Raw genomic sequence first — 23034 nt, 5'->3', positions numbered from 1 at the left:
TAAAGATAGGGGAATTAATAATAATTCAAACCCATGGCCTGTCTGACCAGGGCCATTGTGGCCCGGGCACTCGTACGGGCCTTTTCTGCGCCTTTTTCCATGATTTCGGCCAGGTATTTCTCATTGTGGATGATCTGGTTAACACGCTCCCGTATGGGGGCGATAAAAGCGACCATGTCTTCCGCCAGTTGTTTCTTCATATCCCCATAGCGGATCGATGCCTGATCATAATCCTGATTGAATTTGGCCAGTACATCCGGGGTGCTGACCAGTTTCATGAGCAGGAACAGGTTCTCGATATAATCGGGTTTGGGGGTATTGGGTTGGGTTGGACCTGCATCGGTTTTGGCCTTCATTACTTTTTTCCGGATCTGATCATCGGAATCAGCCAGGTAGAGGGTGGCGTTCTGGTTCTCACTTTTACTCATTTTTCCCGAGCCATCGAGGCTGGGAACCTTGATCAATTCAGCACCATAATTAAACGCTTGGGGTTCAGGAAAAACCTCCCCATAGCGATAGTTGAAACGTTTTACAAAATTGCGCGCCATTTCCAGGTGTTGTTCCTGGTCTTTTCCTACCGGCACCAATCCGGCCCGGTGAAGGATGATATCCGCTGTTTGAAGAACGGGATAGGTTAGCAGTCCGGCATTCACATTATCCTCCTGCATGCGAACCTTATCCTTGAAGGTGGTGGTTTTTTCCAGTTCCCCCGTATAAGCCAGCATATTGAGGTAGAGATATAGCTCGGAGGTTTCGAAAACATGGCTCTGACAATACAGGGCCACTTTGTCGGGGTCAAGTCCACAGGCAATATTCTCCGACAGCACACGCTGTACGTTTGCTTTAAGTTCTTTCGTATCCGGATGGGTGGTGAGTGAATGCAGGTCGGCCACCATGAAAAAGCAAGTGTATTCATCCTGCATTTTCACGTAGTTCCGCATGGCCCCGAAATAGTTTCCCAGGTGGAGAAAACCAGTAGGGCGGATACCACTCATCACAATGGGTTTCGAAGTGTTCATAAGGCGGCAAATATAGACCATGATTTTAGGATTTTAGGATTTCAGGATTGGAGGATTTTACCGCCAGGACGCAATGACGCTAAGTTGCGCCAAGACCTGGCGTTCGCTCGCGTCTATGCGTCCTGTCGGTAAAGCCATCCCACCCCCCATCCTAAAAATCAAAAAATCCTAAAATCATGGTCTATATTTGCCGCATGGAGGTCACCCCTGCACTGGTAGAAAAGATCGCGCACCTGGCCCGCCTGGAATTTGACCCGGCGGAAAAGGAGGCCATCAAAGACGACCTGCAGCGGATGATCCAATTTGTTGAAAAATTGAATGAACTGGACACCACAGGAATCCCGCCCCTCCTTCACATGTCGGAGGAAGTAAATGTGCTTCGGGAGGATGTGGTAAAAGGATCGGTGACAAACGAAGAAGCCTTGCGGAATGCCCCGGGGCAGCCCACTACTTTTTTTCGTGTACCAAAAGTGATCAAACGATAATCCACAATAGTCATGAGCAGCATTATTCACCTCGAAGGCATTCTGAAGAGTTATTTCATGGGGAAAATGGAATTGCCCGTTCTCAAGGGCATTTCACTGGATATTTTGCGCAATGAATATGTGGCTTTGATGGGCCCTTCTGGTTCGGGAAAAAGTACCCTGATGAATATCATCGGATGTCTCGATTCCCCAACAGGTGGCTCCTATATCCTGAATGGAAAGGATGTAAGCAAAATGCAAGACAATGACCTGGCCGAAGTACGGAATAAAGAGATCGGGTTTGTATTTCAACAGTTCAACCTGCTCCCCCGTCTTACCGCTATGGAAAATGTGGCCCTTCCCCTGGTATATTCCGGTATCGGAAAAAAGCAACGGGATGAAAAGGCCCTCCATGTACTGGATCTCGTGAACCTGTCTGACCGTTCACATCATAAGCCCAATGAGTTATCGGGTGGTCAATGTCAACGTGTAGCCATTGCACGGGCCCTGGTCAACAACCCCTCCCTTATCCTGGCCGATGAGCCTACGGGTAACCTGGATACCAAAACTTCTTACGAGATCATGGAGATCTTTGATAAGATCCATGCCGATGGCAACACCATCGTACTCGTTACCCATGAAGAAGATATTGCCAATCATGCCCATCGCATCGTGCGTCTCCGTGACGGATTGATCGAAAGCGATAAGAAGAATGAGAACCTGGGCATTCATATTCATCATTGATTGTGTAAAACTTTCATTCATTCCCCCCATCATTCAACCTTTCTTTGGGGATATTTGTTGTCACAGACCAATACAGTCAGGAAATGTCAATGAAGATCTATACCCGTGTCGGAGATAAAGGAACCACTTCGCTGATCGGCGGCACCAAAGTGGTCAAGAGTCATTTGCGTATCGAAGCCTATGGTACCGTGGATGAATTGAATTCTTATATCGGCCTTTGCCGGGACCTATTAACGGATGAGGCTTCGCGTAACCAGTTGCTGGAGATCCAGGACCGGTTGTTCACCATTGGTTCCTCCCTGGCCTGTGATCCTGAAAAAGAACCCAAACTGCGCTTACCTGATCTGAAAGAATCGGATGTCACCTTGTTGGAAAATGAGATCGACCGGATGGAATCAGTACTGCCTGAAATGAAGAATTTTATTCTCCCGGGTGGACACCTTACCATATCTCATCTGCATATTGCCCGCTGTGTGGGCCGAAGGGCCGAACGCTGTGTTGTTCGCCTGCAGGAAGAGAGTGAGGAGGTCGCTCCCCTGGTGATACAATACCTCAACCGTTTAAGTGATTATCTTTTTGTACTGGCCCGTTATGCCGGACACCTTACCCAAACGCCGGAGATTCCCTGGAAGCCACGTTGATCCCCTTTTTCAATTGATCTTTCCATCCTTCATGTAGAGGACGCGATCGCTTTGAGCGGCGAGTGCTTCGTTATGGGTAACGATCAGGAATGTTTGTTGAAAACGGTCACGCAACTGGATAAAAAGTTGATGAAGTTCTCCCGCGTTTATACTATCCAGATTTCCGGTGGGTTCATCGGCAAAAACAATATCCGGCCGATTGATCAGGGCACGCGCGACGGCCACCCGTTGCTGTTCCCCTCCCGACAATTGATTGGGTTTATTTTCCAGTCGTTGTCCCAACCCCAACAGTTCAAGTAATTCAATGGCTCTTTTTTCGGTTTCCTTCTTTTTTTCTCCGGAAAGCCAGCCCGGGATACATACGTTTTCCACGGCACTAAACTCGGGTAGTAAATGGTGAAACTGGAAGATAAAGCCGATATGCCGGTTGCGAAAAGCAGCCAGTTTGCGGGGTGTAAGCGCTTGCAGGGAAGTGCCATTCAAGGTGACCTCGCCTTCATCGGGCCGGTCGAGTGAACCCAGGATATGCAACAGGGTACTCTTTCCCGCCCCGGAGGATCCCACAATGCTTACGATCTCCCCCTTATTTACCTGGATATCCACCCCCCTTACCACCGGAAGGGAGCCATAACTTTTAAATAAATTTTTACCCGATAACATGCAGCATCTTTTCCTTTCTGTTAATCAATTGAATGATCAGACCGATCTGTTCACAAAATAGCGAAAAAGGGTTGGACTGATTTTAGGAATCTCTTGATGGGAATGTTGAAACTAATGATTTGGAAAATTCGTTATTAAAGCTACATTTGCCGGAAATTTCGGGTACCCGGTTTCTTTTTACCCATTGATTATTAAAACTTTAAATCCTATATAGCCATGTTTTGGACCTTAGAATTAGCCTCCTACCTGGAAGATGCGCCCTGGCCGGCCACAAAAGATGAGCTGATCGACTACTCGATCCGTAGCGGTGCGCCGATTGAAGTGGTGGAGAATTTGCAGGAACTGGAAGACGAAGGTGGCGAAGTGTATGAGAGCATCGAAGACATTTGGCCTGACTACCCTTCCCAGGAAGATTTTCTTTTCAACGAAGACGAATACTGATCTACGGATCCTTTCCGGAACCCAATCACCTGATTGACCGCTTCACCTGAAGCGGTCTTTTTTTTGCCCGCTTCATTTCCCTTATCTTCCCATCCATCGTCAACAATAACGATCACCAAATCATCTGCTTTGACCCAGCTTTCGCGATATACCGGTCCCCTGCTGGCCCTGTTGGCTGCCATCTGTTTTATTCCTTTTTTAGGAAATGCACATTTATTTGATTGGGACGAGATCAATTTTGCGGAGATCGCGCGGGAAATGATCGCTACCGGCAACTGGGCGGAACCCCAGATGGGCTTTACGGCCTTTACCGAAAAACCACCCTTGTTCTTCTGGTTACAGGCACTGTCGATGAAGTGTTTTGGTGTAAATGAATTTGCCGCCCGCCTCCCCAATGCCCTGCTGGGAATGCTCGTACTTCCCTTTTTATTTTATATCGGAAAAAAACTCAAGGATCATCGGCTGGGGTTTCTCTGGGCGTTGGCCTATTGGGGAAGCCTGCTCCCTCATCTCTATTTCAAATCAGGAATCATTGACCCCTATTTTAATTTCTTCATTTTCGCCGGGTTGATTGCGTTGTTCAAAGCCGGACAGGAAGATCAACGAAAAAAGAACCCGGTTTGGTGGGTTTTCACCGGAGGTGTATTTACCGGATTGGCCATCCTGACCAAGGGCCCCGTAGGTTTGCTAATTCCAGGTTTGGTACTCGCTGTACTGACCGTGCTGAAACGTTTCCGGTTTCCCCTTTCCTTTCGGCTCCTGCTTGGCTGGTTCCTGGTGACCCTGGCTACTACTGCCACCTGGTTTGCCTTTAATTATTTCCAAAATGGCCCCGATTTTATTCGCGAATTCACGATCCGGCAATGGGCCCTGCTCACCACACCAGATGCCGGACAAAAAGGCTTTTTTCTCTACCATGTTGTGGTCCTGTTTTTTGGGTGTTTTCCCGCATCCAGTTTTTTTATTCACGGATGGCGTTTAAAAACTATAACCAATGAAACAGAGCAACGATTCCTCTTGTGGATGAAGGTCCTGTTTGCTGTCGTGCTGATTCTTTTCAGCCTGGTCACTACCAAGATCGTCCACTATTCATCGCTGACTTATTTTCCCCTGAGCTTTTTGGCCGCCTGGTCGCTCTATGGCATCTTGTACCAGGGAGTAGCGCTTCCCCGCTGGTTGAAATTCTCCCTGCTCTTTTCGGCCCTGCCATTTATATTATTCCCTGTCCTTATTACCTGGGGCGGCATGCACCTGGAACAGATAAAACCATTATTCAGCAAAGATCAGTTTGCCTCCGAAAATTTGGAAGCTGTCATTCACTGGACCGGATGGGAAGCATTGCCCGGTATCCTGCTGTTGCTGGTATTGGTTTTATTTATCTGGGGAAACAAGAAATGGCGGGGTGGCACGCGTTTTCTTCTGCTTTTCTTTGGTACGGCTTTGTATATCCAGGCAGTTCTTTTTTTCCTGATCAACCGTATCGAAGCCATTAGCCAAAGGGCGCATATCGAGTTTTGGGAATCCTGTCAGGACAAGGATGCGTATTATATGTCGTATGGGTTCAAAACCTACACTTATTATTTCTACGGTAAAATGCGTCCGCCAACCAATACACAGTATCATGATCGGAACTGGTTGTATCACGGTTCACTGGACAAACCTTTATACTTTTCCTCCAAAGTGCAATCGGTAAAATACATCGGGAAGGATATACCCGATGCGGAATTTCTCTACCACAAAAATGGTTTCTATTTTTTCAGAAGGCCACCGTTCTCGGAGAACGTCAAATAGGCGGGTTTCATTAATCCCCATTTGGCCATTCGGTATTGCAGGCTCACTTTCAATACACCGAGCCCATACACCATGCTTCTTCGCAGGTTAATGGATGAACAGCCTTTGAAGTACCGTGTAGGACAGGTGATCTCTCCGATCGGGTAACCCCGATAAGATATCTGCGCCAGCATCTGGTTATCAAAAATAAAATCATCCGAATTGGATTCGTAAGGAATGGATTCCAGTATCTCACGGGAGAAGGCCCGGTATCCGGTATGGTATTCGGAAAGTTTTTGATTGAGTAAAATGTTTTGGAAAAAGGTCAGGATACGATTGGAAACGTATTTATAAAAGGGCATTCCCCCTTTTAAGGCTCCCTTTCCGAGGATCCGCGAACCTAGCACCACCGGAAAAATATCATGGGCGATCAGGTAAGCAATACTGTGTATCAGTCTTGGGCTATACTGGTAATCGGGATGGAGCATGATCACCAAATCGGCATTCAGATCACGCGCTTTATTGTAACAGGTCTTTTGATTACCCCCATACCCCAGGTTTTTTTCATGGCAAACGATGTGATGGATATTCAGTCTTTCAGCCTCCTGAACCGTTTCATCATTACTCTGGTCATCTACCAGCACCACTTCATCCACGATATCCATGGGAATCTCCTTATACGTTCTTTCGATCGTACGGGCCGCATTATAGGCTGGCAAGACAACCACTACTTTTTTGCCTAAAATCATAGTAACTGGTAAGGCGGCAAAATAGGGGATTTTTTCAATACAAAATAAATTATTGAGTATAAATTATTAATTATTATCACTTAATAATCAATAATTTATAATTAATAATCGATATTGCCAGCTGAGTTTAGGGTGAAATGACCTTCACTACTTTTCCATGGCTGCAATGACCTCGCCCGTAACTCCGGTAAAGGAGAAACCGCCATCATGAAATAAGTTTTGCATGGTGACCATACGGGTCATGTCACTGAACAGAAGCATGCAGTAGTTGGCGCAATCTTCTGCGGAGGCATTTCCGAGCGGGCTCATTTTTTCTGCATAGTTGATGAAGCCGTCAAACCCTTTTACACCACTACCGGCTGTAGTACGGGTGGGTGATTGAGATACGGTATTGATCCGTACTTTATTCCGGACACCATAGTGGTAACCAAAACTCCGGGTTACACTTTCCAACAGGGCTTTGGCATCCGCCATTTCATTGTAGTCGGGGAATACACGTTGCGCCGCGATATAGGTCAATGCCACTACGCTACCCCAGTCACTGATCGCATCCAGGTCCCAGGCCGTGCGGAGTACGCGGTGTAAGCTCATGGCCGAAATATCCAGCGTCTTCTGGTTCCATTCATAATTCATTTCGGTATAGTGCTTGCCTTTCCGTACGTTCAGGCTCATTCCAATGGAGTGCAGGACAAAGTCCACCTTCCCACCAAAATGTTCCACTGATTTTTCAAAGAGATTTTTAAGATCCTCCATATTTGTGACGTCCGCACCGATCACAGGAGCATTGCCACAGGCTTCTGCCAGTTTATTGATCTCACCCATGCGGAGGGCCACAGGGGCATTGGTCAATACGATCTGTGCGCCTTCTTCATAACATTTCAATGCCGTTTTCCAGGCGATGGATTTTTCATCCAGGGCGCCGAAAATAATGCCTTTCTTTCCTTTCAGGAGGTTGTTGCTCATAGCGATTAATTTGGGGCTAAAATAGGCAAAGTTCAATTACCGACCATTTCCCGGGCATTCTCCATAGCGGCAGCGGTAGGTTTTTCTCCACTCAGCATTTTGGCAATGGCGGTGATCCGTTCGTCCATACTGAGTTCTTTGACGCTGGTGCGTACAGCATCGCCTTTGATCTCTTTATAAACAAAAAAGTGTCGGTCGGCTTTCCCGGCGATCTGCGGTTGATGTGTAATGGAAATAACCTGCCGCGCAATGGCGAGATCTTTCATGATAATGCCAACCTGACGCGCTGCTTCTCCGGATATGCCGGTATCGATCTCATCAAAGATGAGTGTGGGAAGGTTCATGGAACGGGCCACCTGCGATTTGATACAAAGCATCAGACGGCTTAGCTCGCCTCCACTGGCCACTTTACCTACCGGCAGAAATTGCTGGCTTTTATTGGCATCAAATAGAAAATCGACCTCATCAAAACCATTGAGTTGAAGGGTCCCCGTCTTCATCTCCACTTTCAGCCGCGCATTGGGCATGCCTACCTGGGCGAGCATTTGGTTGACTTTTTCTTCCAGGGGTTTGATCTGCTTTTTTCGGGCGGCAGAAAGAGATTTTGCCAATTGCTGGGCCCTGGCTTCTGATTCCACCACCTCCTTCTCTTTTTCTTTTATCTGATCACCCAATTGCAAAACAGCTCCGAGTTTTCCCTCCAGTTCCTGTCGGATCTGAATCAATTCAGCCGTGGTTTTCACCCCGTGTTTCTTCAATAATCGATAACCCAGCGACATCCGCTCATTCAATTCTTCCATGCGGCGGGGGTCAACCTGTACCTTGTTACCGATCCGCTCCAATTCATCCGCAATATCCTGCACTTCCACATAGGCTGATTGCAGGCGTGTCAACAGGGCCGGGAGGCCGGGAAGCATTTCGGCATAGCCTTGTAATTGGTGTTGGAGGGAACGCAGTTGCTGTACCACAGGGGATTCTCCTTCCTGTAATACCTGGTTTACCCCATCCAGCGTTTGCCGAATACCCTCAGCATGGGTAAGCATATTCAGTTCCGTCTCGGCTTCTTCCAATTCATTTTCCTGGAAACGGGCGTCTTCCAGCTCCTGGTACTGAAACTGGTTATAGTCATACTCTTTTTGGAAGGCGGACTGCTTTTCTTTTAATCCGGTCAATTCATGGCGAACCTGTTGCCATTGATTGTACACTTTTTGGTAAGCGGTTACAGCCTCCCATTGTCCGGCCAGGGCATCGAGTACCTCCCGCTGAAATCCGGATTCACCCAATTCAAGCGTATCAAATTGCTGGTGAAGGTCAACCAACAGTTGGCTGAGTTCCCTGAGTTGAGAAAGGTTGACAGGTGTATCATTGATAAAAGCCCTGGTTTTTCCTGCGGGGCTGATCTCTCTGCGCAATACCAGGTCGTCACCTTCATCCAATTCATTGGTTTGAAGAAACGCTTTTGTTTTTTTTGGATCGGCGGGATGAAAAAGGGCTTCCACTACACATTTCTGCTCTTTGTTGTAGGATACAGAGGTATCGGCGCGGTCGCCTAACACCAACCCCAATGCGCCTACGATGATGGACTTGCCCGCTCCTGTTTCCCCGGTAATAATATTCAATTGGGGTGAAAAGGAGATTTCGAGCGTGTCGATGATCGCGTAGTTCTGTATGGATAAACGAACGAGCATGACACGCAAATTAATCCTTCCCGCCAAGTGGGAAAAATAAAAAACTCCACCCTTTCGGCGTGGAGAAAAAATAAAAAAAAGAGAAATTCGGTTTACTTGATTTCTACACCGTCATGCAGTTCGGTATCCACGAGGATACGACCGCAGTTTTCGCAAACCATGATCTTTTTGCGCTGACGGATCTCGCTTTGCTTTTGCGGAGGAATGGCATTGAAACAACCACCACAGGCATCTCTTTCCACTTGCACAACGGCCAACCCGTTGCGATAGCTGCTGCGGATCTTATCGTAGCTGGCCAGCAGACGGGGATCTACCTGGTTACGGGCTTCAGAAGCCATTTTATTAAAATGCTTTTCTTCTTTCTCGGTGGAGCTGATGATCTTCTCCAGTTCTTCTTTCTTTCCGGTCAGAACGGATTCTTTCGCTGCGATGGCTTTTTTGGCCTTTTCGAGGAGTACCGCTTTTTCAGCGATCTCTTCGTTCGCATCCTTGATATGTTTTTCGGCGAGTTTCACTTCCAGTTCCTGCATCTCGATCTCTTTATTGATCGCTTCGAACTCGCGGTTGTTCTTTACATTGGTGCTTTGCTTCTCGTATTTTTTGGAGAGCGCCTGTGCTTCTTTGATGGCTTCTTTCTTCTGCTCAATGAATTCGGTAATGCCATTGATCTCTTCTTCGATGCGCGTCTGGCGTGCATTCAGTCCTTGTAATTCATCTTCCAGATCGGCCACTTCCATGGGAAGTTCACCTTTCAGGATACCGAGTTCATCGATCTTGGACTCTACTTTTTGAAGATTGACCAGGGAGATCAACTTTTCTTCTACAGAATACTCTTTTACTTGTGCCATATCAGGTTTGAAGTTTGAAGGAGGATGAATCCGCTTTTCGGTCTTCCCATTCACTGAAAATAGTGCACGGGATTGGTTTTCACCTCCGTTTTCAGGACGGCAAAGGTAGGAAATTTTTTCTGCAATCCTTCGGTCAGGAGATCGATGGTGTACTGTTCACTTTCAAAATGACCGATATCGGCCAGGAGCAGGCGTCCATCGGCTGTAAAAAACTCATGATATTTCAGGTCTGCGGTCACAAAGGCTTGGGCGCCAGACGATAACGCTTTGGGAATCAGGAAGCTTCCGGCACCTCCGCAAATCGCTACCCGGGAGACCGACCTCCCGGAAAATTCTGTGTGCCGGATGACCGGGGTGCCAAATTTTTCCTTTAAAAGCCGGAGAAAATCAGTTTCAGATAAAGGTTCCGGCAGATCGCCTACCATGCCGGAACCAATCCCGGGCAGGGGGTTGGAAAGGGGGACGATATCAAAAGCGACCTCCTCGTAAGGGTGGTTGTTTCGGAGTGCCTGCAGAATCCGGCCTTCCAACCAGGCGGGAAAAACCATTTCGATCCGGGTTTCGGGTTCCTGGTGTAGCTTTCCCGGTTCCCCAACAAATGGATTTGTTCCTTCCGCCCCCAAAAAAGTACCTGTTCCTTCCGTATTGAAACTACAGGCTGAATATTGGCCAATATGTCCTCCCCCGGCCTCAAAAAGCGCGTTCCGCAAATGGTCGGCATGGGCATGGGGAACAAAGGTAAAAAGTTTGCGTAGTGACCCTGGTTGAGGCGACAGCACCTGGGTATGCAAAAGCCCCAATTGTTCGGCTATCCGTCCATTAACCCCAGATTCCACATTATCCAAATTTGTGTGGATGGCATAAATCGCAATGCCGTGACGGATCGCCTGAATGATCACTCTTTCGACCAGGCCATTTCCATTCAATCTTTTCAACCCTTTAAATATGACCGGATGATGCGCTACAATCAGGTTACATTTTTTCCGAATCGCTTCATCCAAAACTTCTTCGGTAACATCCAATGCGCAAATTACACCGGTACATTCATCTTCACATTGTCCGGTCAGCAACCCTGCATTGTCATATTCCTCCTGTAAACTAAGTGGTGCGATAGATTCGAGATGGGAGGTGATGTGGTGGATGGTCATTGGCGTGGGGCGTGAATCGTGTGACTTTTATCGTGAAATGTGAGTCGTGAGACGTGAGTTCGAAAATACTAAAATTTATTGATTACATTGAAGACGCCAAAAATGATCTCACGTCTCGCGTCTCGCGTCTCCCCACATTTCCCTATCTTTAAACCAATGAGCTTAGATCCAAGATTTCATCAGATCATCCTTCATGAAATAAAAAAGAGCCTTGGTAAATCAGATACCGAGGGTTTGACCCGGTATGAGCTGGCCAAAGGCGTTTGGCGGCTTCGAAAAAGTTTAAGGAATACGATCAAGGGAGGAATTTTGATGTTGCTGGGGGTATTCTCGGCAGGGTTTGGGTTAATGGGATTTTTGATCCCGAATGATTTTATTGATGGTGGTGTAATGGGTATTTCATTATTGATCAATAATCAAACCGGAATCTCTCTGGCCATCCTTGTTGTCGTCATTAATCTTCCTTTTATTTTACTGGCCCGTTATCAGGTTGGTTTGGCCTTTAGCATAAAAAGCATTGTGGCCATTGTTGCTTTGGCGATCGTGATCGCTTTCTTTCCCTTCAAGGTCATTACTCATGACAAGTTGCTGGTGGCCCTGTTTGGTGGTTTTTTTCTGGGGGGTGGAATCGGTTTAACCATTCGGGGTGGTGGTGTGATCGATGGAACGGAAGTGCTGGCGATATTTTTAAGCCGAAAAAGAGGATTGAGTGTGGGTGATTTCATCCTGATTTTTAATATCATCATTTTCGGCGTCGCCGCCTATATACTTTCCTGGGAAATTGCCCTCTATGCGATTCTTACCTATATGGCCGCTTCCAAGACAGTTGATTTTATCCTGGAAGGTATTGAAGAATTTACCGGGGTTACCATCATTTCCCCGCATAGTGATGAGATCACCGACATGATACGGAATAAGATGAACCGCGGGTTGACGGTCTATGCCGGTCGTAAAGGATATGGCAAACGGGGAGAGAGTGTAGACAGCCCCCATATCATTTTCACCGTGATCACGCGGTTGGAGATCAGTAAACTCACCCTGGAGATCGAAAAGATCGACCCGAATGCCTTTGTGGTCATGCAGGCCATCAAGGATACCAGAGGGGGAATGGTGAAGAAAAGACCGCTTAAACAATGATTTCTGCAGAATTCCCGAAATTCGTACCTTTTCCAAGCCAACTTAAAATTTACATTCACCTAAAATCCAGCTGCCATGCGAAAAAGAAAATGGGGCTATATGTTACTCGCTGCCCTTGTTGTTTCCGGTATTGCAGGCACTCCGGGAAATGACACCCTTTCCAAAGCGGAAAGAAAGATCGCCATCAACTACTTTAAAGATTCACGTGCCAGGGTCATCAAGGCCACGAAGGGACTCTCCGAAGAACAACTCAATTTCAAACCCAGCCCGGAGGCCTGGTCCATCAAAGAATGTGTTTACCATATCTCTCTGTCGGAAAACAATCTATGGGCATGGATGGAAGGGTTGGTAAAAAGTCCGGCCAATCCCGAAAAACGGAGTGAAATAAAAGTCTCCGACGAGCAGGTTTACCAGATGGTGGAAAGCCGCGAACGCAAGGTGAAAACCATGGAGCCATTTGAACCGAAAAACGCGAAATGGGCAAGCGCTCAACAGGCCCTTGATGAATTCAAACAAGCCCGTAACGATCATATTCAATACGCCCGAACCACCACGGAAACCTTGCGTGACCATGTAACCGATACGCCGCTTGGTGCCATCGACGCCTATCAATTGCTTCTCTTTATCTCTGCCCATACCAACCGGCATGTGGCCCAGATGGAGGAGGTAAAAGCAGCCCCCGGTTTTCCAAAGTGATGATCATGGATTTCTGGTTATTAACTCTTGCAAAGGGCTAAAAGCTAATAGCTTTTAGCCCTTTGCCTCTGGCTTCAGCCCACATTTACCAGCTATCCGAAAAAATCGTAATTTGACGGGCTAAATCATCCTTATGAAGATACTCTTGCTTTGCTCCTCCTTCCTGCTCCTTTTATCCGGGTGCAAGAGGGATCCGGAAGATGTGCCGGAAGACCTTATCGTACTGGCCATGACCAATGGACAATGGGTGATCACCCAATTTGTTCATAATAGCACCAACAAGACCAGTGACTTCTCCCCTTACAAGTTTCAGTTCTATGCTAACCGGACCGTGGATGCCATCAAGAACGGCAGTGTGGAAATCTCAGGAACCTGGGAGGGAAATACCAGCAATCAAACAATTACCGCCACCTTTACCAGCGCCACTGACCCCGTGGGTTTGCTGACAGGGGTATGGACCGTGACGGACAATGGCTGGACTTTTGTGGAAGCAAATAATAATGCAGGGGGGCAGACAAAGACGCTCCGGCTTGACAAACAATAATTGAATTAACAGCTAAAGGCTAACAGCTAATAGCTATTAGCTGTTAGCCTTTAGCTGTTAATATGAAAACAATGACGCTTTCAATAACTTGGGACTGAAAAGACAATACTGGATCTGGGGAATCTTTATCCTTCTCTTCCATGCTCAGGCAAAGGCTCAGGCGCCATTGGCCAATTTCACAGCAAGCCCTCTCTCAGGTTGTTCGCCCCTGGTAGTCAACTTTACTGACCTTTCCACCAATACGCCGACCAGTTGGGCTTGGGATTTTGGGACGGGTGCTACCTCCTCCGCTCAGAACCCAACCACAACCTTCTTTAACCCCGGAACCTATACAGTCGTTCTCACCGCTACAAATGCGTCTGGTTCTAATACCCTTACCCGCACGGCCTATATCACCGTTTATGAGGCCCCCAGCGTAAATTTCATTGGCGTTGATTCGGTGGGATGTTATCCGTTAAGAACCCAATTCACGGATCAATCACAACCTGGCGCGGGCAATACAAACCTGGGCTGGGAATGGAGTTTTGGAGATGGAGCCATTTCCACGCAGCAAAATCCAACGCATCGATATGACCTGAGTGGTAATTATTCGGTCACCTTGCGTGTCACAAATGATAAAGGCTGTACACGTACGCTGAATAAACCACAATACATACAGGTGAGCCCTGGCGTAGATGCCAATTTTTCCAATTCCAGTCCCAATGTGTGCCAACCACCGGTTGATATTAGTTTTAATAACCTGTCCACAGGCCCGGGGGTATTGACCTATTCCTGGAATTTTGGTGACGGCAATATTTCTACCCAAAACAACCCGATACATACCTATACCAACCCCGGGAATTATGATGTCCTGTTGATCGCCACCAGCAGCCTGGGGTGTATTGATAGTTTTTTCCGTGGGTCTGCCTTGGTAATCGACAATATTTCGACAGATTTCTCCGTACCGGATAGCATTTGCATTAATGAATCGGTTCAATTTCTGAATATATCCAACCCCGTGCCCCAGGGATCGGTTTGGGATTTTGGAGACGGGGGAACATCCACCGCGCAAAGTCCAACCAAATCCTACGCGACGGCTGGTACGTATGCTGTTAAACTCATAAATAATTTTCCCAATTGCCAGGACTCGATCACCAAAAATATCACGGTGGTCCCATTCCCCTTGGCTGACTTCACCGCACCGGTTACCGCGAGTTGCCAACCACCCTTGACGGTGAACTTCCAGGATATTTCAACCGGTGGGGCTGTAGCATGGAACTGGGATTTTGGAGACGGAGGTTCTTCCACGCAACAAAATCCATCGCATACCTATACCAGCTATGGTTCCTATACGGTTACTCTCATTGCGACAAATAGTACCGGTTGCAGCGATACCATCATACGTTCCCAATATATCCGGGTAATTAAACCCGTGATCTCTTTCCCTGATCTGCCGGTACAGGGTTGTATCCCTTTTGCGGTGAATTTTTCTGCTAATATCAGCACTGTAGATGCAGTTAGTTCCTATTTATGGACCTTTGGTGACGGGGGTACTTCTACCCTGGCTACCCCTTCACATACCTACACCGTATTGGGAAATTACACGGTCAGTCTCACCATCACTACCAGCACTGGCTGCACAGAAACATTAACCCTCGGAAGTGCCGTCAAAGCGGGGACTCCCCCCACTGTGAATTTTTCGGCAACACCATTGGAGACCTGTGTTGACCAGCCTGTTCAATTCACCGAACTGGCCAATCCGGCCGATGCCTTTCTCTGGGATTTTGGCAATGGAGATATTTCCACGCAACCCAACCCATTATATAGCTATCCGCAAGCCGGTGTTTATACCATAAAACTCGTTGCACGTAATAGTGGTTGTCCCGATTCCCTTATCCGCACCGATTATGTGGTCATTCGGGCGCCCCAGGCCTTCTTTACCTATACGATCGATTGTAATTCGCGAAATGATTTTGTATTCACGGATCGATCCGACAGCTCAAGTACCTGGTTATGGGATTTTGGGGATGGGGTGACCTCCACCTTGCAAAACCCTTCGCATAGTTTCCCTGGTCTGGGCACCTACACCGTTTCCCTTACTGTTACCTATGGTGCCTGTCAACATACCTATAGCCAACCTGTAAGGGTGTTGAATGAAAACCCGGATCTGCTGGCAATTCCTAATCCGATATGTAAAGAAGTGCCGGCTTTGTTTCATGCCACCAATACAAATAACGCCAATATTGCCACCTACACCTGGAACATGGGTGATGGCACTACACTGACGGGAAATGATACGGTTAATCATGCCTATGTAAACGCAGGCAATTACACCATCCGGTTGATCACTACTGATGTGAATGGTTGTCTTGATACGGTTATCAAAACAAACTTCATCCGGGTAAATGGACCTATTGCAGCGTTCATTTCACCCGTAACAGGTGGATGCAAAGGACTTCAGGTCAATTTTCAGGATCAGTCAACCACCGATGGGGTCAATCCCATTACCCAATGGCAATGGAATTTTGGAGACGGTACCATTCAAACATTTACCGGTCCGCCTTTTCAGCATATATATGCTGATACAGGAACCTTTAGTGTTCAGTTGATCGTAACCGATCAATCGGGATGCCGGGATACAGCAACGAGATTATCCTACATTACCACCTCCGATCCCTCTGTTACTTTTTCCACCAATACACCGCAAACCTGTCCGGGTTCACCTGTTCGGTTTAATGTCAATGCCATTGGCAACGGGATCACCTATCGCTGGGATTTTGGAGATGGCAATACCAGTACCCAGGCGATTCCAGCACCTCCACATAGTTATGCCAATACAGGTCAGTATACGGTGAAACTGACCGTGACCGACCAATATGGATGTGCCGACTCACTGGTACGCCCACTCTATATTTCCGTGGATGAACCTCGCGCTGATTTTCAAATGGAGGACTCAATCAGTTCCTGCTCTCCATTTGAAGTGAAGTTCACCAATAACTCCACCTACTACTATGCACAAACCTGGGACTTTGGCGACGGGACCACTTCCACCGTACAAAACCCCACCCACTATTATTCTACGCCGGGCACCTATCAGGTACGACTGATTATTCAAAGTGCCGGCACCTGCTTTGATACGCTGTTTAAAACAGTACAGCTTTACGATACCATTGGTACCCGTATTGCCTATGCCCCATTTGCCGGGTGCAAACCACAATCAGTGGATTTTATTGCAACAACCAATGGACCACTAACCTATATCTGGGATTTTGGAGACGGGCAAACCCTCGCCACCAATACCCCCACGCTGACGCATGTGTATAATACCTTTGGAAGTTTTGTACCCAAGCTTATCCTGGAAGATCAGACCGGTTGCCTGATTCCGGTGTCCGGGTCTGACACGATCCACATTACCGGGGCCGAAGCGAATTTTGGAGTGGTGAATGATTTGTTTTGTGATAGTGGCATGGTTCAATTCATAGATAGTACCACCTCGAATGATCCGGTCACCCAATACCAGTGGGATTTTGGAGATGGTGGAAGTTCCACGGCCACGGCGCCTTCGCATTTTTATGCGGCACCGGGGATCTATTCAGTTTCGCTGGCAGTACAAACCCAGCAAGGCTGTACAGACACCCTCCGGATTGACAGCCTGATCAGGGTTGTCGCCAGTCCGCAGATCGCGATAACCGGCGATGTAGCCGCCTGTGTTTTTTCACCCCTGGTCTTCAATGGTGTATTACAGGTACCCGATACCTCACAATTGAACTGGCAATGGAATTTCTCCAATGGAAATAATTTCAATGGTCAGTCACCTGGTACCCAGACCTTTTCCACGCCAGGTAATGCTACGGCCACGCTTACTGTGACCAACAGCAGTGGCTGTGTGGATACGGCCATGCGCAATCTGCGTATCCATCCTTTGCCCACCGTATCCATGCCCTCCGAGTTAACTACCAACGCGGGACAATCGATACAAATACCTGCGTTGTATTCGGGTAATATGACCAGCTATGCGTGGACCCCGCCTACCAACCTGGATTGTTCAGACTGCCCGCAACCTTTTGCCAGCCCGGGTGCCAATACAACATACAATGTCCAGTTCCTGGATAGCAATGGTTGTGCAGGCACCGGTTCGATACTGATCAAAGTGAAATGCGAAAACGCCAATGTATTTTTACCCAATACCTTCTCCCCCAATAATGATGGAAGAAATGATATGTTCTTCCCACGCGGAACAGGTATCGGGTTGGTAAAAGTGCTCCGCATCTTCAACCGTTGGGGAGAAGTAGTATTTGAGAAAAATAATTTTTCACCCAATGCCAGCACCGAAGGATGGGATGGAACCTATAAAGGGAAGCCAGCTGGTGAAGGGGTGTACATTTTCCAATTGGAAGTTTATTGTCAAAATGGAGAGTTGATTAAGTTGGATGGTAATGTGACCTTGATAAAGTGATAACACAGATAACACGAATTAATCAGGTGAACTGAAATATGAGATGGAGAAAAATGATATCACTGGTATGCCTTATGGCAACAACCTTCATTGGGGAGGGGCAGGATATTCATTTTTCCCAATTCTACCAATCGCCCTTGCTTCGAAACCCGGCTTTGGCGGGATTGTTTGATGGAGACATCCGGGTACAGGGTGTTTATCGCGATCAGTGGAATAGTGTCACCAAGGCCTACCGCACCGGCTCACTCAATGCCGAATACAAATTACCGGTTGGTCAGGGAGATGATTATCTCACTGTAGGGCTCCAATCTTATTTTGATCGTGCCGGTACTGTTTCCTATACCAAACTGATGTTTTATCCGGCGATCAACTTTCATAAATCGATCAGTGTTGAAAGAAATATGTATATCTCGGCAGGTTTTATGGGTGGATGGGTGCAACACAGTATTGACCTGACCAAGGTTACCACTAATAGCACCTATGAAGGCATGGGGATCAATGAAAACATCACGGATCCTACCTATGCGTATCTGGATGGAAGTACGGGAATCAGTTTCAATACACAGATCAGGGATGACCCGGAAAATAATTTATACCTGGGTGTGGCCTATCATCACTTTAATCGTCCGGGTAATTCCTTTTATCGGAACAAGAATATTCAGCTTAGCCCTAAATGGGTATTCTCCGGCGGGCTTAAACTCAATGTGGGGGAGTACTCTTTTGTAGAGATTCAAGGTGATCACTATCATCAGGGCGCCTTTAAACAAACCATATTGGGAGCGATGTATGGTCTAAAGATCGGGCCCTACCCCGATGAACCGGATTACACCCTCAGCCTGGGAACCTTTATGCGGCTGCAGGATGCATTGATCCCGGTGCTGAAATTGGAATACCCCCCCTATGCCATCAGTTTCAGTTATGATGCGAACGTATCCAAACTCAAACCTTCCTCCCTGGGGAGAGGTGGTTTTGAGATGTCAATATCCTTTACTAAAAAGACCGAACGTTATTCAAATCCTTACGCACCGAGGTTTTAAGTTCTTACCGCCAGGGCAAAAAAATAATCTTCGAACAAAATCATCGGTCGATTGTTATTAAGAAAAAAAAATCATGCCCCTGCAACCTGGCCAACCTGCTCCTGATTTCAGCCTCTTTGATTCAGACAAAAACAAGATCTCGCTTTCCGACCTGAAAGGGAATAATGTTCTCCTGCTATTTTTTCCCCAGGCTTTTACCGGGGTATGTACCAAAGAGCTTTGCTCCATCCGCGACAATATCGGTCGCTATCAGCATGAGAAAGCAAAAGTGTTGGGTATATCGGTTGACTCTGTATTCACCCTGGCTAAATTCAAGGAAGAGCAACAATACAATTTCCCTTTGCTAAGCGATTTCAACAAGGAGGTATCCGGAAAATATGATACCCTGTACCAGGATTGGATCCTCGACATGAAGGGTGTTTCGAAACGGTCAGCCTTTATCATTGACAAGGAAGGTGTGATTCAATATGCCGAAGTGTTGGAGAGTGCCGGTGACCTGCCCAACTTCGAGGCGATCCATGCTGTTCTTGACAGGCTTTGAAAACTTTAACACCCTTTTTATAAAATAAGTGGCTGATTTTCAAGGCCAATTATTACTTGGTAGTTTTACGTTGCCCGGACAATTTATTCAGCCTATTTTGGGAAAATAAAAGTAAATTTGTTTCGTTGAGACGAATTTTGTCCATACTGTCCATCATCCTTCTTATTGCCTCCACCTCACAGGGGCAGAGCCGTACTTTGCCCGGCCAGGAAGGACCCCGGGTGGTCAAGTATTACCCCAACCCTGCGACTTCATTTATCAATTTTGAGATACAACCTGGTTCCGGAAATAACATGAATCTTTATGTGATCAATTTTCTGGGTAAACAGGTATTTGAAACCAAGATCACGGCCACACGCACAACGGTCGATCTTTCTTCTTTTACCCGCGGTGTATACATTTTCCAGTTGCGTGATGCAAATGGAAAGGTGGTAGAGTCGGGGAAATTCCAGGTTAGCAAATAAGGAATATTTTTTATCCTACTTCTACAATCAGAAACTTCAAGTACTCTGTGCTATCGATCCCTCTGACAACCGGGTGATCGGCGGATTGGGTTTGAAAACATACCTGCCGGATACGCCGACGCGCGTCTTTTGCTGCCATATCAATGATCTGCAGGAAAAGCTCAGGGTTGACCAAGTTGGTACAGGAGGAGGTAACCAGAAATCCTCCGGGTCTTACAAGTTTCATCCCCCTTAAATTGATCTCCTTATAACCGGTGATGGCTTTTTGTATGGTTTCCCGGCTTTTAGTAAAAGCAGGAGGATCGAGCATGACAACATCGTGTTGCCGGCCTTCTTTTGACCATTGTTTCAATACATCAAAGGCATTGGCTGTTTCAAAACGGCAGCGGTCCTGTACCCCATTCAATTCCGCATTGCGGTTGGCTTGGGCCACGGCATTTTCAGAAATATCCAATCCCAAAACTTTTTTGGCCCCATAATGGGCGGCATGGATTTCAAAAGTACCGGTGTACGTGAAAGCCCCCAGTACGTCGGCGTCTTTCACGATATGTTGAATGGCTCGACGGTTATCCTGCTGGTCGAGGAAATACCCGGTCTTTTGTCCATTTTCCAGGTCAACATGAAACTGTAATCCATTTTCGCGGATGATGATCCGGGGATCAAAAGGAGCAGAAAGAAAACCTTTTTGCTGGGTCATCCCTTCCAGTTCGCGAACGGGTACATCATTCCGCTCATAGATGCCTTTGGGGTGAAAAATTTCTTCCAAAGCCGCAACGATGGCAGGTTTCCAGCGGTCCATTCCCAGGGCAATGGTTTGAATCACGAAATAATCATTGAATTTATCAATGATCAACTGGGGCAGTGAATCGGCTTCGCCAAATACAAGTCGGCAGTTTTCAGTGTATCCCGTTTTTTTCCGGTACTCCCAGCACTGGCGGATGGCCTGGAGAAAATAGGCTTCGTTTATCTCCGCCGTTTTATCGCGGGTCAGTAACCTGACCATGATCTGGGACTTTGAATTGATATAGCCCTTCCCGACGAATTTCCGGTCATGGGTATATACGGTGACAATACTTCCGTCTTCCGGCTCCCATTCTACCTTATCCACCTCATTTCCAAATATCCAGGGATGACCATTCCATACTCTTTGGCTTATCTTCCTCTTTAAGAACAAGTTCGACATGGCGCAAAGGTAATTCCCGGAGCGGTTTTTTGGCTTTGAATTCCTAACCCGTCATTTTGTCCCTTTTTAGATGGTTGGCAAAATAATTGACTGTCTTACCTTTGCAATCAATTTTTCATAAAATGGCCGAACAAGAACTGAAAGACAAGGAGATACCCGCAGACAACGGGCCGGATATCAATGCCGACGAGAACATTAGTGGCAGTACCCACCTGAACGACCCGGTGACAGATGAGCCCGAATTGGAGAAAATCAAGGCTGAACTGGCTGACCTGCGTGACCGTCTGCTTCGCCAGGCTGCCGAATTTGACAATTACCGGAAACGGACCATCCGCGAACGGGATGAATTGGTTCAAACCGCAGCAAAGGACCTGATTGCCGACCTGCTGGAAGTACTTGACGACAGTGCCCGTGCCGAAGGACAGTTCAAGGAGGATGCAGATATCAACCAGTTCAAAGAAGGGGTGCACCTGATCTTTTCCAAACTCCGGAATAAGTTAACCGCAAAAGGGCTCAAACCGATGAACTGCCTGCATGCCGATTTTGATGCCGACCTGCATGAAGCCATCACGGAGATCCCCGCCCCGGATGATAGCCTCAAAGGAAAAGTTGTGGACGAGGTTGTAAAAGGGTATTACCTGAAAGATAAAATTCTTCGTCACGCAAAAGTGGTGGTGGGAAAATAATAACCGGAAACAATGTCCAAAAGAGATTACTACGAAATTTTAGGTGTTGGTAAGTCAGCTTCCTCCGACGAGATCAAGAAAGCTTACCGTAAAGTGGCCATGCAATACCATCCTGACCGTAACCCGGGGGATAAGGCAGCAGAAGAGAAATTCAAAGAGGCAGCTGAGGCTTATGAAGTACTGAGTGATCCGGATCGGAAAACACAATATGACCGGTATGGACATGCCGGTGTAAGTGGAAATGGCCGTGGCGGACATGCCGGTGGCAATATGAACATGGATGATATCTTCAGCCAGTTCGGAGACATTTTTGGTGATGATATCTTTGGAAGTTTCTTTGGCGGAGGTGGTGGTGGCCGTTCCCGGGGTGGCCGCTCACGTGGCGTGCGGGGAAGTAATCTCCGGATAAAAATCAAACTGACCTACGAAGAGATCGCCAAAGGCGTTACAAAAAATGTCAAGGTAAAAAAATATATCCCCTGTTTTACCTGCTCCGGTTCGGGGGCCAAGGATAAAAACAGTATCCAAACCTGCTCCACCTGTGGTGGTAGCGGCCAGGTAAGACGGGTCTCCAATACTTTTTTAGGTCAGATGCAAACGGTGACCACCTGCCCTACTTGTAATGGAGAAGGCTCCACGGTAACCGCCAAGTGTGGTTCCTGCAAAGGCGAAGGGCGTGTATTTGGGGAAGAGACGGTGAGCATTGATATCCCGGCAGGGGTACAGGAAGGCATGCAACTCAACCTGAGCGGACGAGGCAATGCCGGTGAAAGAGGTGGCATGCCGGGCGACCTCATTGTACTGATCGAAGAAGAGGCGCATGAGGAACTGCAACGCGATGGGATGAATGTGGCCTATGACCTGCATATCTCCTTTACTGATGCGGTATTTGGCACGCAGGTGGAAGTACCAACCATTGATGGCCGCGCAAAAATTAAAATTCCGCCAGGCACGCATAGCGGTAAAATATTTCGGCTGAAAGGAAAAGGTTTCCCGGCAGTACAAGCCTATCAGAAAGGTGATCAATTGATACATGTGAATGTTTGGACACCCCAGCACCTGAATGCGGAAGAAAAAGCATTACTGGAAAAATTGAAAAATTCTCCCAACCTGAAACCGGCTCCGGATAAGAGCGATAAGAGTTTCTTTGATAAGATGCGGGAATTATTCACCTAA

Annotated in this window: 22 protein-coding genes; 14 read left to right on the top strand and 8 right to left on the bottom strand. The window is 47.3% G+C overall.

Annotated elements, in window-relative coordinates; all coding sequences use genetic code 11:
* Positions 1 to 14: 14 nt before the first annotated feature.
* Positions 15 to 1019 carry a tryptophan--tRNA ligase gene (trpS, locus tag J0M30_06560; GenBank protein ID MBN8667152.1) on the bottom strand — a complete coding sequence of 335 codons (1005 nt, stop codon included), beginning with the start codon at positions 1017 to 1019 and terminating at the stop codon, positions 15 to 17.
* 194 nt (positions 1020 to 1213) lie between these two features.
* Between trpS and gatC the strand changes: the two genes are divergently transcribed.
* The 3 genes from gatC to J0M30_06545 all read left to right on the top strand — a co-directional run bounded on the left by gatC (position 1214) and on the right by J0M30_06545 (position 2868).
* The gene (gene gatC / locus J0M30_06555) at positions 1214 to 1504 is read left to right on the top strand and encodes an Asp-tRNA(Asn)/Glu-tRNA(Gln) amidotransferase subunit GatC (GenBank protein MBN8667151.1); all 291 of its coding nucleotides are present in this window, start codon (positions 1214 to 1216) and stop codon (positions 1502 to 1504) included.
* A gap of 21 nt (positions 1505 to 1525) precedes the next feature.
* On the top strand, positions 1526 to 2227 hold the full coding sequence (locus J0M30_06550) for an ABC transporter ATP-binding protein (protein MBN8667150.1): 702 nt from the start codon (positions 1526 to 1528) through the stop codon (positions 2225 to 2227).
* An 83-nt stretch (positions 2228 to 2310) separates the two neighbouring features.
* Complete coding sequence (locus J0M30_06545) at positions 2311 to 2868, top strand: cob(I)yrinic acid a,c-diamide adenosyltransferase (protein ID MBN8667149.1); 558 nt, start codon at positions 2311 to 2313, stop codon at positions 2866 to 2868.
* Between the two features lie 9 nt (positions 2869 to 2877).
* On the opposite strand, the gene J0M30_06540 is transcribed toward J0M30_06545, so the two are convergent.
* A complete protein-coding gene (locus tag J0M30_06540; protein ID MBN8667148.1) occupies positions 2878 to 3528 on the bottom strand; it encodes an ABC transporter ATP-binding protein in 651 nt (216 codons plus the stop codon).
* A 216-nt stretch (positions 3529 to 3744) separates the two neighbouring features.
* Between J0M30_06540 and J0M30_06535 the strand changes: the two genes are divergently transcribed.
* Both J0M30_06535 and J0M30_06530 read left to right on the top strand, forming a co-directional pair.
* The gene (locus tag J0M30_06535; protein MBN8667147.1) at positions 3745 to 3969 is read left to right on the top strand and encodes a DUF2795 domain-containing protein; all 225 of its coding nucleotides are present in this window, start codon (positions 3745 to 3747) and stop codon (positions 3967 to 3969) included.
* 129 nt (positions 3970 to 4098) lie between these two features.
* Complete coding sequence (locus J0M30_06530) at positions 4099 to 5760, top strand: glycosyltransferase family 39 protein (GenBank protein ID MBN8667146.1); 1662 nt, start codon at positions 4099 to 4101, stop codon at positions 5758 to 5760.
* On the opposite strand, the gene J0M30_06525 is transcribed toward J0M30_06530, so the two are convergent.
* The 5 genes from J0M30_06525 to J0M30_06505 form a co-directional block, all read right to left on the bottom strand.
* Positions 5718 to 6488: a glycosyltransferase family 2 protein gene (locus tag J0M30_06525; protein MBN8667145.1), complete on the bottom strand. Its 771-nt coding sequence runs from the start codon at positions 6486 to 6488 to the stop codon at positions 5718 to 5720. The two genes, J0M30_06530 and J0M30_06525, sit on opposite strands and share 43 nt — an antisense overlap.
* Before the next feature lie 147 nt (positions 6489 to 6635).
* Entirely contained in the window at positions 6636 to 7451 is an 816-nt protein-coding gene (locus tag J0M30_06520; protein ID MBN8667144.1) for an SDR family oxidoreductase, read from the bottom strand.
* A 32-nt stretch (positions 7452 to 7483) separates the two neighbouring features.
* A complete protein-coding gene (gene recN, locus J0M30_06515) occupies positions 7484 to 9139 on the bottom strand; it encodes a DNA repair protein RecN (GenBank protein ID MBN8667143.1) in 1656 nt (551 codons plus the stop codon).
* A 92-nt stretch (positions 9140 to 9231) separates the two neighbouring features.
* Entirely contained in the window at positions 9232 to 9987 is a 756-nt protein-coding gene (locus J0M30_06510; protein ID MBN8667142.1) for a hypothetical protein, read from the bottom strand.
* Positions 9988 to 10037: 50 nt separating this feature from the next.
* Positions 10038 to 11135: a Nif3-like dinuclear metal center hexameric protein gene (locus J0M30_06505; protein ID MBN8667141.1), complete on the bottom strand. Its 1098-nt coding sequence runs from the start codon at positions 11133 to 11135 to the stop codon at positions 10038 to 10040.
* A gap of 156 nt (positions 11136 to 11291) precedes the next feature.
* Here J0M30_06505 and J0M30_06500 point away from each other — a divergent pair, with 156 nt between their 5' ends.
* The 7 genes from J0M30_06500 (at position 11292) to J0M30_06470 (ending at position 19989) form a co-directional block, all read left to right on the top strand.
* Positions 11292 to 12272, top strand: coding sequence for a YitT family protein (locus J0M30_06500; protein MBN8667140.1), 981 nt, complete (start codon positions 11292 to 11294; stop codon positions 12270 to 12272).
* 75 nt (positions 12273 to 12347) lie between these two features.
* Positions 12348 to 12968, top strand: a complete 621-nt coding sequence (locus J0M30_06495) for a DinB family protein (protein MBN8667139.1) — start codon at positions 12348 to 12350, stop codon at positions 12966 to 12968.
* Positions 12969 to 13101: 133 nt separating this feature from the next.
* Positions 13102 to 13512: a hypothetical protein gene (locus J0M30_06490; GenBank protein ID MBN8667138.1), complete on the top strand. Its 411-nt coding sequence runs from the start codon at positions 13102 to 13104 to the stop codon at positions 13510 to 13512.
* A gap of 88 nt (positions 13513 to 13600) precedes the next feature.
* Entirely contained in the window at positions 13601 to 17947 is a 4347-nt protein-coding gene (locus tag J0M30_06485; GenBank protein ID MBN8667137.1) for a PKD domain-containing protein, read from the top strand.
* A 74-nt stretch (positions 17948 to 18021) separates the two neighbouring features.
* Entirely contained in the window at positions 18022 to 18984 is a 963-nt protein-coding gene (locus tag J0M30_06480) for a PorP/SprF family type IX secretion system membrane protein (protein MBN8667136.1), read from the top strand.
* Positions 18985 to 19057: 73 nt separating this feature from the next.
* Complete coding sequence (locus tag J0M30_06475; protein MBN8667135.1) at positions 19058 to 19525, top strand: redoxin domain-containing protein; 468 nt, start codon at positions 19058 to 19060, stop codon at positions 19523 to 19525.
* Positions 19526 to 19650: 125 nt separating this feature from the next.
* Positions 19651 to 19989, top strand: a complete 339-nt coding sequence (locus J0M30_06470) for a T9SS type A sorting domain-containing protein (GenBank protein MBN8667134.1) — start codon at positions 19651 to 19653, stop codon at positions 19987 to 19989.
* Positions 19990 to 19999: 10 nt separating this feature from the next.
* Here J0M30_06470 and J0M30_06465 read toward each other — a convergent pair whose 3' ends face one another.
* Entirely contained in the window at positions 20000 to 21172 is a 1173-nt protein-coding gene (locus J0M30_06465) for a class I SAM-dependent rRNA methyltransferase (GenBank protein MBN8667133.1), read from the bottom strand.
* Positions 21173 to 21294: 122 nt separating this feature from the next.
* Here J0M30_06465 and J0M30_06460 point away from each other — a divergent pair, with 122 nt between their 5' ends.
* Positions 21295 to 21858, top strand: a complete 564-nt coding sequence (locus tag J0M30_06460; protein ID MBN8667132.1) for a nucleotide exchange factor GrpE — start codon at positions 21295 to 21297, stop codon at positions 21856 to 21858.
* A 12-nt stretch (positions 21859 to 21870) separates the two neighbouring features.
* Positions 21871 to 23034, top strand: coding sequence for a molecular chaperone DnaJ (gene dnaJ / locus J0M30_06455; protein MBN8667131.1), 1164 nt, complete (start codon positions 21871 to 21873; stop codon positions 23032 to 23034).

It is taken from the genome of Chitinophagales bacterium (genome assembly GCA_017303415.1).
Taxonomy (GTDB): Bacteria; Bacteroidota; Bacteroidia; order Chitinophagales; family Chitinophagaceae; genus SpSt-398.
The sequence above is the reverse complement of the archived record's forward strand: the minus strand, read 5'-3'. Positions and strand labels throughout refer to the sequence as shown.

What these genes read in the sequence shown, in the direction of transcription:
- trpS (MBN8667152.1), bottom strand. Translation starts at nt 1,019, where the DNA reads ATGAACACTTCGAAACCCATTGTGATGAGTGGTATCCGCCCTACTGGT.
- gatC (MBN8667151.1), top strand. Translation starts at nt 1,214, where the DNA reads ATGGAGGTCACCCCTGCACTGGTAGAAAAGATCGCGCACCTGGCCCGC.
- J0M30_06545 (MBN8667149.1), top strand. Translation starts at nt 2,311, where the DNA reads ATGTCAATGAAGATCTATACCCGTGTCGGAGATAAAGGAACCACTTCG.
- J0M30_06540 (MBN8667148.1), bottom strand. Translation starts at nt 3,528, where the DNA reads ATGTTATCGGGTAAAAATTTATTTAAAAGTTATGGCTCCCTTCCGGTG.
- J0M30_06535 (MBN8667147.1), top strand. Translation starts at nt 3,745, where the DNA reads ATGTTTTGGACCTTAGAATTAGCCTCCTACCTGGAAGATGCGCCCTGG.
- J0M30_06525 (MBN8667145.1), bottom strand. Translation starts at nt 6,488, where the DNA reads ATGATTTTAGGCAAAAAAGTAGTGGTTGTCTTGCCAGCCTATAATGCG.
- J0M30_06520 (MBN8667144.1), bottom strand. Translation starts at nt 7,451, where the DNA reads ATGAGCAACAACCTCCTGAAAGGAAAGAAAGGCATTATTTTCGGCGCC.
- recN (MBN8667143.1), bottom strand. Translation starts at nt 9,139, where the DNA reads ATGCTCGTTCGTTTATCCATACAGAACTACGCGATCATCGACACGCTC.
- J0M30_06510 (MBN8667142.1), bottom strand. Translation starts at nt 9,987, where the DNA reads ATGGCACAAGTAAAAGAGTATTCTGTAGAAGAAAAGTTGATCTCCCTG.
- J0M30_06505 (MBN8667141.1), bottom strand. Translation starts at nt 11,135, where the DNA reads ATGACCATCCACCACATCACCTCCCATCTCGAATCTATCGCACCACTT.
- J0M30_06500 (MBN8667140.1), top strand. Translation starts at nt 11,292, where the DNA reads ATGAGCTTAGATCCAAGATTTCATCAGATCATCCTTCATGAAATAAAA.
- J0M30_06495 (MBN8667139.1), top strand. Translation starts at nt 12,348, where the DNA reads ATGCGAAAAAGAAAATGGGGCTATATGTTACTCGCTGCCCTTGTTGTT.
- J0M30_06490 (MBN8667138.1), top strand. Translation starts at nt 13,102, where the DNA reads ATGAAGATACTCTTGCTTTGCTCCTCCTTCCTGCTCCTTTTATCCGGG.
- J0M30_06480 (MBN8667136.1), top strand. Translation starts at nt 18,022, where the DNA reads ATGGCAACAACCTTCATTGGGGAGGGGCAGGATATTCATTTTTCCCAA.
- J0M30_06475 (MBN8667135.1), top strand. Translation starts at nt 19,058, where the DNA reads ATGCCCCTGCAACCTGGCCAACCTGCTCCTGATTTCAGCCTCTTTGAT.
- J0M30_06465 (MBN8667133.1), bottom strand. Translation starts at nt 21,172, where the DNA reads ATGTCGAACTTGTTCTTAAAGAGGAAGATAAGCCAAAGAGTATGGAAT.
- J0M30_06460 (MBN8667132.1), top strand. Translation starts at nt 21,295, where the DNA reads ATGGCCGAACAAGAACTGAAAGACAAGGAGATACCCGCAGACAACGGG.
- dnaJ (MBN8667131.1), top strand. Translation starts at nt 21,871, where the DNA reads ATGTCCAAAAGAGATTACTACGAAATTTTAGGTGTTGGTAAGTCAGCT.